Origin of the sequence: Psychrobacter sp., from assembly GCF_036731945.1 — a bacterium.
Taxonomy (GTDB): Bacteria; Pseudomonadota; Gammaproteobacteria; order Pseudomonadales; family Moraxellaceae; genus Psychrobacter.
The window spans coordinates 1-9,873 of record NZ_DAINDI010000034.1 but is presented as its reverse complement, the minus strand read 5'-3'; the positions used below and the strand labels follow the sequence as shown (position 1 = coordinate 9,873).

The 9,873-nt window shown below is 45.6% G+C and carries 7 protein-coding genes and 1 pseudogene; 5 read left to right on the top strand and 3 right to left on the bottom strand.

The genetic code is table 11. From position 1 onward, the window contains the following. Positions 1 to 232 precede the first annotated feature (232 nt). Positions 233 to 1,060, bottom strand: a complete 828-nt coding sequence (locus V7D75_RS08435) for an IclR family transcriptional regulator (RefSeq protein WP_333614209.1) — start codon at positions 1,058 to 1,060, stop codon at positions 233 to 235. Between the two features lie 175 nt (positions 1,061 to 1,235). On the opposite strand from V7D75_RS08435, the gene V7D75_RS08430 reads away from it, so the two are divergent. Together V7D75_RS08430 and V7D75_RS08425 are read left to right on the top strand one after the other, a co-directional pair. Then, positions 1,236 to 2,420, top strand: coding sequence for an acyl-CoA dehydrogenase (locus V7D75_RS08430; RefSeq protein ID WP_333614208.1), 1,185 nt, complete (start codon positions 1,236 to 1,238; stop codon positions 2,418 to 2,420). A gap of 171 nt (positions 2,421 to 2,591) precedes the next feature. After that, complete coding sequence (locus tag V7D75_RS08425) at positions 2,592 to 3,791, top strand: CaiB/BaiF CoA transferase family protein (RefSeq protein ID WP_333614207.1); 1,200 nt, start codon at positions 2,592 to 2,594, stop codon at positions 3,789 to 3,791. On the opposite strand, the gene V7D75_RS08420 is transcribed toward V7D75_RS08425, so the two are convergent. Beyond that, entirely contained in the window at positions 3,788 to 4,552 is a 765-nt protein-coding gene (locus V7D75_RS08420) for an IclR family transcriptional regulator (RefSeq protein WP_333614206.1), read from the bottom strand. The genes V7D75_RS08425 and V7D75_RS08420 overlap by 4 nt on opposite strands. Before the next feature lie 278 nt (positions 4,553 to 4,830). Between V7D75_RS08420 and V7D75_RS08415 the strand changes: the two genes are divergently transcribed. The 3 genes from V7D75_RS08415 to V7D75_RS08405 all read left to right on the top strand — a co-directional run bounded on the left by V7D75_RS08415 (position 4,831) and on the right by V7D75_RS08405 (position 9,427). Beyond that, the gene (locus V7D75_RS08415; RefSeq protein ID WP_333614205.1) at positions 4,831 to 6,303 is read left to right on the top strand and encodes an NAD-dependent succinate-semialdehyde dehydrogenase; all 1,473 of its coding nucleotides are present in this window, start codon (positions 4,831 to 4,833) and stop codon (positions 6,301 to 6,303) included. Between the two features lie 174 nt (positions 6,304 to 6,477). Further along, the gene (gene gabT, locus V7D75_RS08410; RefSeq protein ID WP_333614204.1) at positions 6,478 to 7,776 is read left to right on the top strand and encodes a 4-aminobutyrate--2-oxoglutarate transaminase; all 1,299 of its coding nucleotides are present in this window, start codon (positions 6,478 to 6,480) and stop codon (positions 7,774 to 7,776) included. 211 nt (positions 7,777 to 7,987) lie between these two features. Further along, positions 7,988 to 9,427: an APC family permease gene (locus tag V7D75_RS08405; RefSeq protein WP_102077156.1), complete on the top strand. Its 1,440-nt coding sequence runs from the start codon at positions 7,988 to 7,990 to the stop codon at positions 9,425 to 9,427. Between the two features lie 120 nt (positions 9,428 to 9,547). Here V7D75_RS08405 and V7D75_RS08400 read toward each other — a convergent pair. Then, positions 9,548 to 9,873: pseudogene (locus V7D75_RS08400) on the bottom strand (hypothetical protein); the annotation flags it as partial.

Genomic DNA, 9,873 nt, shown 5'->3' with positions numbered 1-9,873 from the left:
CAAGCTTTTTTTGCATATCGCTACGGATGAGGAGGGCTTCGGCGAGTTTCATGGTTGACTCCAATACTTTTATTATTATTAATATTTGCTTTAAAGTTTAGCGCTTCTCATTCTTTAACACAAACCACTTGCCGAAAACTATATAGCACTTCCACCAAATCATTTTATGCTCTCATCGCATTACCAATACCTTTATACAGCGCTAAAAAATAAATAAATCCACTCAACTTTTCTAAACACCACTGCCAATCCTTTCAGCCAACACCTGCAACTTTGGCACAATCATCGCTGCATATTCTTCCGCTTGCCAATTGGCGCTCGGCACACTGGCATTGAGCGAATATGCATACTGCCCAGTTGCGATATCAAAGACGCCAACGGCAACTGCCAATATATCGGTAGAAAACTCACCATCTGATACCGTATAGCCGTATTTTACATAATGCTCCGTCGCCTCGCTTAACGCAGATCGCGCGCGGTCATACTCTTCTTTGGATAAATGCTCTTGTAGATTATTACGAATCACCGACTGTCTCGCTGGCGAGCTTACTGCATAAAAAGCGCGACCAATGGCAGTGCGGGCGACAGGTACGGCTGAGCCAACTTGCAGATTAACTGACAGGCGAGCAGGGCTACGACAACAAGCGTGATAGCGCATTTCTCCTTCGACCTCGGTGGCCAAATTCACCGATACCTCATTGCTACTGGCAAATTGCCGCAACAATGGTTCAGCAGTTGCCACCATGTCATGACGACTCCACGCGGTCGCGCTGAGTCGCACCGCACTACTGCCCAGCTGATATTGTCCGTGCTCGGTCATGCGTAAAAATCCAAGCGTCATCAAGGTATGAATAAGCCGAGTAATGGTGGCTTTTGGCAAGGCGGTCATCTGACATAACTTCTGATGACTGAGCTGCTCATGCTGCTCAAAAGCCCCTAATACCGTTAGACCACGACCTAGGGCAGTAACAAACTGCCGGTCATTATTGTTCTTACTTTGCTCAAGAATAGTGGTCATTCGATCGAGTAGTGGCAGGGCTGTAGATACATTTTTTGTCATTTTATGCTCATTTTTTTTGATAAAGGTTTACAGCGCGGTAAAACTTTGCTTAAATAGATTTAAATTATGAAACTAAGTTTCGCATAGCGGAATTAGCAAGTCAATCATTTATACAAACGATTTACTCATTAATCACTACTCATCGGTCAGGAAGACTGGTAACAAGGAGTTCCACATGGCAACATCTAAGCGTCCAAGTTTCGATTGGGAAGATCCGTTTTTATTACGCGACCAATTAACTGATGAAGAGCGCATGGTCACGGACAGCGCCCGTCAGTTTTTTCAAAAAGAGCTGATGCCTGGCATTTTAGAGGCCAATCGTAACGAGAACTTTGATCGTAACATCATGCGTCAAATGGGTGAGATGGGCTTGCTTGGCGTGACGATTGACGGTTATGGCTGTGCCGGTTTATCAAGTGTTGCCTACGGTCTGATTGCCAAAGAGATCGAAGCGGTGGATTCAGGTTATCGTTCGGCAATGAGCGTGCAGTCGAGCTTAGTCATGCATCCTATTTGGGCATATGGCACCGAAGAGCAAAGAGAAAAATATCTACCGAAGCTTGCCACTGGCGAGTATGTCGGCTGTTTTGGCCTGACGGAACCAGATTCAGGCTCAGATCCGGCCTCGATGTCGACTCGTGCGCGCGCAGTTGATGGCGGTTATGAGCTGACGGGTAATAAGATGTGGATTACCAACAGTCCTATCGCTGATGTATTTGTCGTTTGGGCAAAAGATGACGCCGATGAGATTCGCGGCTTTATTTTAGATAAAGGCATGAAAGGCTTATCAGCGCCGAAGATTGAAGGTAAATTTTCATTACGTGCTTCAGTGACTGGTGAAATCGTTATGGACAAGGTGTTTGTCCCTGAAGCCAATGCTTTTCCAAATATTCGTGGTCTAAAAGGGCCATTTGGTTGCTTAAATAAAGCCCGTTATGGTATCGCATGGGGCGCAATGGGCGCGGCTGAATTCTGCTGGAAAGCGGCGCGTCAATATACGCTAGACCGTAAGCAATTTGGTCGTCCACTTGCTGCAACCCAGCTTGTGCAATTGAAGCTTGCCAATATGCAGACGGAAATCGCTTTAGGTTTACAAGCGGCGTTACGTGTCGGTCGTCTGATGGATGAAGACAATGCGGCGCCTGAGATGATTTCATTAATCAAACGTAATAACTGCGGTAAGGCGCTCGATATCGCCCGTATTGCTCGTGATATGCACGGCGGCAACGGCATCTCTGATGAGTTCCATATCATTCGTCACGTCATGAACTTAGAAGCGGTTAACACCTATGAAGGTACCCACGATATTCATGCGCTTATCCTAGGTCGTGCGCAGACTGGTATTCAAGCATTTTATTAAGCGTTATTGGCTAATTACGTGCGCTACTGTTTGGCTTCCTATAAGCAGATTTTAAATAGTAGCGTACGTTTTTCAGTTGTTCTTCATCATTTAACTGCTTAGCCATTAAATCATGAAGAACAATTTTATGATCAAAAAATCAAAAAATACGCGACACAATAAGGGATTATTATGACTGATATGGCAAAAGGTGCATTGCGCGGTATTAAGGTGCTTGATTTATCGAGAGTATTGGCCGGTCCTTCTTGTACACAAGTACTTGCAGATTTGGGCGCCGAAGTCATCAAGGTTGAGCGTCCACATCTTGGTGATGAAACGCGTCATTGGGCGCCGCCAAAATTCAGCGATGACACTTCTGCTTATTACGCCACCATTAACCGCAATAAAAAATCTCTCACCGTTGATATCACCACACCTGCCGGACAAACCATTATCAAAAAGCTTGTCGCTGATAGCGATATCGTCGTTGAAAACTTTAAGGTTGGCGGTTTAAAAAAATACGGCTTAGATTATGACAGTCTAAAGAAAGACAATCCGCGTCTTATTTACGCGTCATTGACGGGATTTGGTCAGACAGGGCCTGATGCCAAGCGCCCCGGTTATGACTATATCATTCAGGGTTTATCAGGACTGATGAGTATTACCGGTCCAAGCGATGGCGAACCGCATAAGGTTGGTGTGGCAGTGGTTGATTTATTCGCTGGATTGCAGCTGACCATTGGTATCCAAGCGGCATTATTAGCGCGTCAACATACCGGACTTGGGCAGCATGTCGATGTGGCATTGCTTGATAGCGCGCTTGCGATGCTCGCCAACGTTGGTATGAATTATTTGGCATCAGACAAAGTCCCGCCAAGACTCGGCAATCAGCATCCTAATATCGTGCCTTATCAAGTATTCGAGGCAAAAGGCGCGTCGCACTTTATCTTAGCCTGCGGTAACGACAGTCAGTTTGCCAAGCTTTGCACTGTGTTGGGCGTTGATTGGAATAGCGACAGCCGTTTTGCGACCAATCCACAACGCGTTGCCAATCGTGAGCTGCTGTGTGATGAATTGACCAAGAAATTTGCCGAGCAACCTCGTAATTATTGGTTAGAGGTTTTAGATAAAGCAGGTATTCCGTGCGGGGCGATTCATAATATTGCTGAGGCATTAGCGATGCCACAAGCGCTGGCACGTGAGATGGTGGTTGATTTTGCTGCGCAAGGTAGCCCAGTTCGAGCACTAGGTAGCCCGATTAAATTATCCGCCTCACCGATTACTTATCGTTCGCCGCCACCGCAATTGAGCGAACATACCGATAGCACACTTGCTGATTTGGGCTATGACAGCGAGATGATCGCCAAGCTTAAAGCCGATGGGATTGTTTAATGCTCGTCCTTAAAACCCAAACGCTGCTCAATTTGCTCTGCCAATTCAATCAGTACCGCACTGACCTCAGCTCGCTTGGACTCATATTCTGCTTGTAAAAAGCTGACCGCCATACCTGCAATAGCATTGCCAGAAGCGTTACGAATATAAGTACCTAAGCAATACATCCCTTCTCGCAGTTGCCCATCGTCAAGGGAGATACGACTGTTTTGGATAGCCGCCAGCTCAGTGGATAAATCTGCAAAATTATCGACACCATATTGGGTAATAGGCGTAGGGAAACCGCTGGCATAGATGGATTTTATGCTGTCCATAGACATAGTGGAAAGCATGGCTTTGCCTGTAGCAGAGAATACTGCCGGTACGCGCACACCAGCGCGGAAAGTAAAGCCAAGCGGTGCGGGCGCTTCATGACAAGCCAAAAACACCACTTCACCAAAATCGAGCTTGGATAAAGTCACCGTATGTTGAAGTAGAATAGGATACTGGACAATAAGGTCTTTAAATAGCTGGATGACGCCCTGCTGCTGCTCATATTTGCCCGCCCAATACATCAAATACGAGCCCAAATGAAAGCGGCTGTCGCTGTCTTTATAGATGACATGTTTGGCTAATAAACTTTGCAAAATATTGTGGGTTGAGCTGCGCGGCAGGTTAAGCGCTTTGGCAATATGCGCCGCCGTTAAAGGTTGGGCGCTGTCAGTTATTAAATCTAAAATCTGAAAAGTTTTGTCCAAAGCAGGAACAGCAGTGGTGCTCATAAGAAACCTATAAAAGACGATAAAATTAAGGAAGTAGCAAAATAAAATGATAAATCAGCACAAAATTGATAATAGGGGTTGCAAATAAGGGATTATCATTCTTATAATGATGTCTCATATATAGAATACATGTTCAGTATATTGAACAAATAACAAGTTATCAATAATTATTTAAGTCATAACCTTTTATTTTTAGTCGTTTTTATTTTTAGTTATTCGTTTATCACTATAAATCTGCAAACCTTATTTGCAAAATAACACTGACAAGGAGTGTCAACATGTCACAACAGTCAAATACCCTACAACTATCAAATCCAGACCTACTCAAACAGCAGTGCTTTATCAAAGACGGCTGGCATGATGCCAGTGATGCCGCGACTATTGACGTCAGCAATCCTTTTAACGGTGACGTCATCGGTAACGTACCGAGCCTGACGACCGATGATGTCAATGACGCGGTTGCGGCTTCTCATGAGGCGCAAATCACGTGGGCGGCCAAAACTGCCAAAGAGCGGGCGGAACTACTGCAAAAGTGGGCCGACCTTATCGATGCCAATAAAGAAGATTTGGCCATCATTATGACCGCCGAGCAAGGCAAGCCTTTAACCGAATCACGCGGGGAAGTTGGCTATGCCAATAGCTTTATTCGCTGGTTTGCTGAAGAAGGTAAGCGCGTATACGGCGATGTTATCCCTGCCAATCAAACCCAATTGCGCCATGTCATCTTAAAACAGCCCGTTGGTGTCTGCGCGGCAATCACGCCTTGGAACTTCCCAGCTGCGATGATTACCCGTAAAGCAGCACCTGCACTCGCAGCAGGCTGTACCATGATTATCAAACCTGCAACCGAAACGCCGTTTTCTGCTTTGGCATTAGCGGTATTGGCTGAGCAAGCCGGTATTCCTGCAGGCGTTATTCAAGTCGTCACGGGCAAATCTTCAACCATTGGCGATATCCTAACTGGCGATGCACGCATTCATAAACTGTCATTTACTGGCTCTACCGAAGTTGGTCGTACCTTGATGGCACAGTGCGCCCCAACCATCAAAAAACTGTCATTAGAGCTCGGCGGCAATGCGCCATTTATCGTCTTTGATGATGCCGATCTTGAAAAAGCCGCTGAAGGCTTAATCGCTTCTAAATATCGTAACGCGGGTCAAACCTGTGTTTGTGCCAACCGTGTCTACGTGCAAGACAGCATTAAAGACCAATTCCTCGACATCTTTGTAAAAAAAGTCGCTGAGCTAAACGTCGGTAACGGTATGGATGAAGGCGTGGATATTGGTCCATTAATTAATAAAAAAGCCTTGGAAAAAGTGCAAGCGCTGCTCAAAGACGCATTAGATAAAGGCGCAACCCTTATCACGGGCGGTAGTACCAACGGCGCATCAGAATTGTCTTATAACCCAACCGTGATTACCGATATCAGCAGTGACATGGATATCGCCCATGAGGAAATATTTGGTCCTATCGCTACTATCTTTACCTTTAAAGATGAAGCCGACGTCATTCGTCAAGCCAACGACACCATTTATGGTTTGGCTGCATATTTCTACAGCGGCAGCTATGCTCGCTCATGGCGCGTCACCGAAGGTTTAGAATACGGCATCATCGGTCATAATACCGGTCTTATTTCTACCGAAGTCGCCCCATTTGGCGGCGTTAAGCAATCGGGCTTTGGCCGCGAAGGCTCAAAATACGGCATTGAAGAATATGTCGTGACCAAATACTGGTGCTCTGATGTTAGTTAATAGTTAGAGCTAACCGTTAGCTGTTTTATATTTTAACCATTTGTTTTTTATAGATTTTCACCTAGCATTTAACGGGATTCAATAGCATAAATCCCAAATTTAGCCACAGTTTATTTTATAAACCGCCATACCATCATTGGCATCTACGTAAAGAAGAAAGAAAAGGATATTCTTATGACTACCAATCAATCATTACTTGCGCGCCGTAAAGCGGTATTGCCAACAGGCCTTGGCATTGCCTTTCCTATTTTTGCCGAAAAAGCAAAAAACTCAGAAGTGTGGGATATTGAAGGCAATCGTTATATCGACTTCGTCGGCGGTATCTCAGTACTGAATACTGGTCACAGCCATCCAAAAATCACCCAGCGTGTGCACGAGCAGCTAGACAAATTTACCCATACTGCCGCGCAAATGGTTAACTATGAATGCTACGTCGAGCTTGCCGAAAAGCTTTGCGAAAAAGCGCCTATCAGCGGTCCAAAAAAAGCTTTGTTCTTGACCACTGGCGCAGAAGCGGTCGAAAACTGTATTAAAATTGCCCGTGCAAAAACCGGTCGTCCGGGTGTCATCTCTTTCGTTGGTGGTTGGCATGGTCGTACGCTGATGTGCATGAGCCTAACGGGTAAAGTATTGCCATACAAAAAGAACTTTGGCCCGATGCCAGGTCCTGTGTTCCATGCGTTATTCCCAGCAGAAGAGCTAAACGTGACCGAAGCACAAGCATTGCATAGCCTTGAGATGATTTTCCAAGCGGATATCGATCCAAGTGAAGTGGCGGCGATGATTATTGAGCCTGTACAAGGCGAGGGCGGTTTCCATCAAGTGACGCCATCGTTTGCCAAAGCCTTGCGCGAGATTTGCGATGAGCATGGCATCGTACTGATTTTTGATGAAGTCCAGTGTGGTTTTGCCCGTACCGGTACCTTGTTTGCGTCTGAGCAGTTGGGCGTTGAGCCGGATCTGATGACCAGTGCTAAAAGCTTAGCGGGTGGCTATCCTATCTCTGCCGTTATCGGTCGCGCTGATATCATGGATGGTCCGCAAGTCGGCGGTTTGGGCGGTACGTATTCTGGTAACCCATTGGCTTGTGTGGCTGCGCTTGCTGTCATGGAAGTGATTGAAGAAGAAAATCTGCTTGATCGCAGTATCGAGATTGGTGACAAAATCGAAGCATTTTTAAAAGATTTGAACCTAAGCAGCATCGGTCATATTCGCCATAAAGGCGCGATGTTAGCGTTTGAGCTAATCGACAACGATGGCAACCCTGATGCGGCGGCGACTGCCAACCTAAAAGCCAAAGCTTTCGAGCAAGGATTGCTGCTTGCGTCTTGTGGCATGTTTGGCAACGCCATTCGTGTGATGGTACCGCTCACAGTAGAGGACGAAGTGCTACAAGAAGGCCTTGATATTATCAAAGGTATTTTGACCGCTCAAGGCGTTAATTCAAAAAATGAAAGCTTAAGCTTAGGATAATGACAGTGCTGCTTTGAGTGGTGGTTTTACAACGGCGCCTTGCAAATCAAGACGCCGTTGCTGTCTCTGCTAAGCAGTTTTTGAATACTAAACCTATCGCTTGATAGGCAGGAAAAGATAAAAAAGGGCAGCGCCCTATTACATAAAAATAGTGGGTATCAGTACCGTTAAAAAGGGCTGACACGGATGACACACGGACAAGGAGTAGGTTATGTCTGAGCTAAAAAAATCGCTAGGCATGTTTGATATTATTGCTTTAGCATTCGGTGCTATGGTCGGTTGGGGCTGGGTCGTTTTGGCAGGGGACTGGATTTTAGCGGCGGGCACATGGGGCGCGATGTTAGCGTTTATGATTGGTGGTTTGGCCGTTATCATGATTGGTGTTAACTATGCAGAGCTAGCGTCGTCAATGCCGGTCACCGGTGGTGAGCATACCTATACCCACCGAGCGCTTGGCGTCACGGTTTCTTTTATTTGCTCGTGGAGTATTTTATTTGGTTACTTCTCGGTCGTTGCTTTTGAAGCAGTAGCGCTGCCGACGGTGGTTGAATATTTTATTCCCAATTATAACCAAGGCTATCTATGGACGATAGCGGGCTGGGATGTGTATGCCACGTGGGTCGGGGTTGGTATGCTAGGCTCAATCATCGTCACTTGGCTCAATATTCGTGGCATGGAAGTCAGCGCTTGGTTCCAAAAAACAGCCGTACTCGGTATTTTATTTGTCGGTACGTTATTGTTTATTGGTGCGGTAATTTATAATCCTGCGAACTCAACCGCCGTGCAAGCGCCTGCCTTTATCGGTGGTATCGGCGGTATGATGACGGTGATTGTCATGGTGCCGTTTATGTTTGTCGGTTTTGACGTGATTCCGCAAGCGGCAGAAGAGATTGATCTGACCCGTCCTAATATCGGTAAGTTTTTGATTGTCTCTATTATTATTGCGGTGATGTGGTATGTCGGCGTGGCATGGAGTGTCGGTCGCACTTTGCCGCTTATTCAAGCACAAGGCTCAACCTTAGCGACCGCTGATGCGATGACCAATGCGTGGCATGGCAAATGGGCGGGTATTTTACTAGTTATTGGCGGTGTATTAGGCATTTTATCGAGTTGGAACGCGTTTTTAATCGGTGGCAGCCGTCTACTTTATGCCATGTCAAAAGCGCATATGTTGCCTGCATTTTTGGGCAAGCTACATCCAAAGTATAAGACGCCAAAAAACGCCATTTTATTGATTGGTGGTTTGGCAACGCTTGCGCCTTTATTTGGTCGCAAAATGTTAGTTTGGATTGTCGATGCTGGTGGTTTTGGTATCGTGATTGCTTATACCTGTGTCGCCATCTCTTTCTTAGTCTTACGCTACCGTGAGCCAGATATGGTGCGCCCGTTTAGAGTGCCAGCGGGTAAATTGGTCGGTATGTTTACCATAGTACTGGGTATTGGCTTGCTCATCTTATATATGCCGGGCATGCCGTCAGCGCTGAGCGCTATCGAGTGGTGGATTTTCTTTGGTTGGACAGCGCTTGGTATCGGTCTTTATAGCTATGCTGTCATGAAATATCCAGGCATCAGTGAATCCATCATGGCAGAAGAGCTACGCGAGTTAAAAATTGTCAATCAGCTATGGTTGAAAGATAATCCGCCCAAATAAAAATAAGATTTGCTCAAAATAAAGAAAGCCTAGCGTAAGCGTTAGGCTTTCTTTACATATTCACAGCATCAATCTTATCAATCAATAATCTTGCACCAAACCGTTAGCGAGACTGGCTTTTTATAACGGTTTATTATCTAACGCATCATTCTTTAAAGCGTGCTTATCTAAAGAGGCAGTATCCAGTTTTTTATCCTTTAAAGTGATACTGTCTTTATGTTGCACAACTTCTTTATCAGATTTCATAACGGCATTATCTTGCGCTATTGTTTTATCTTTTTTGAGAGTAATGGGTAGCGCAGGCTCTTGACTAACTAAACGATCAGAAGGTTTATCAAAAGGTTTTATCGTTGGTTTCAGACTCTTTTTGATTCTTTTAACCGCCGCTGCATCCGCCTGCGCTTGTTCTTCTGCAAGCGATTGGTCATATAACCCTTGATAGACGA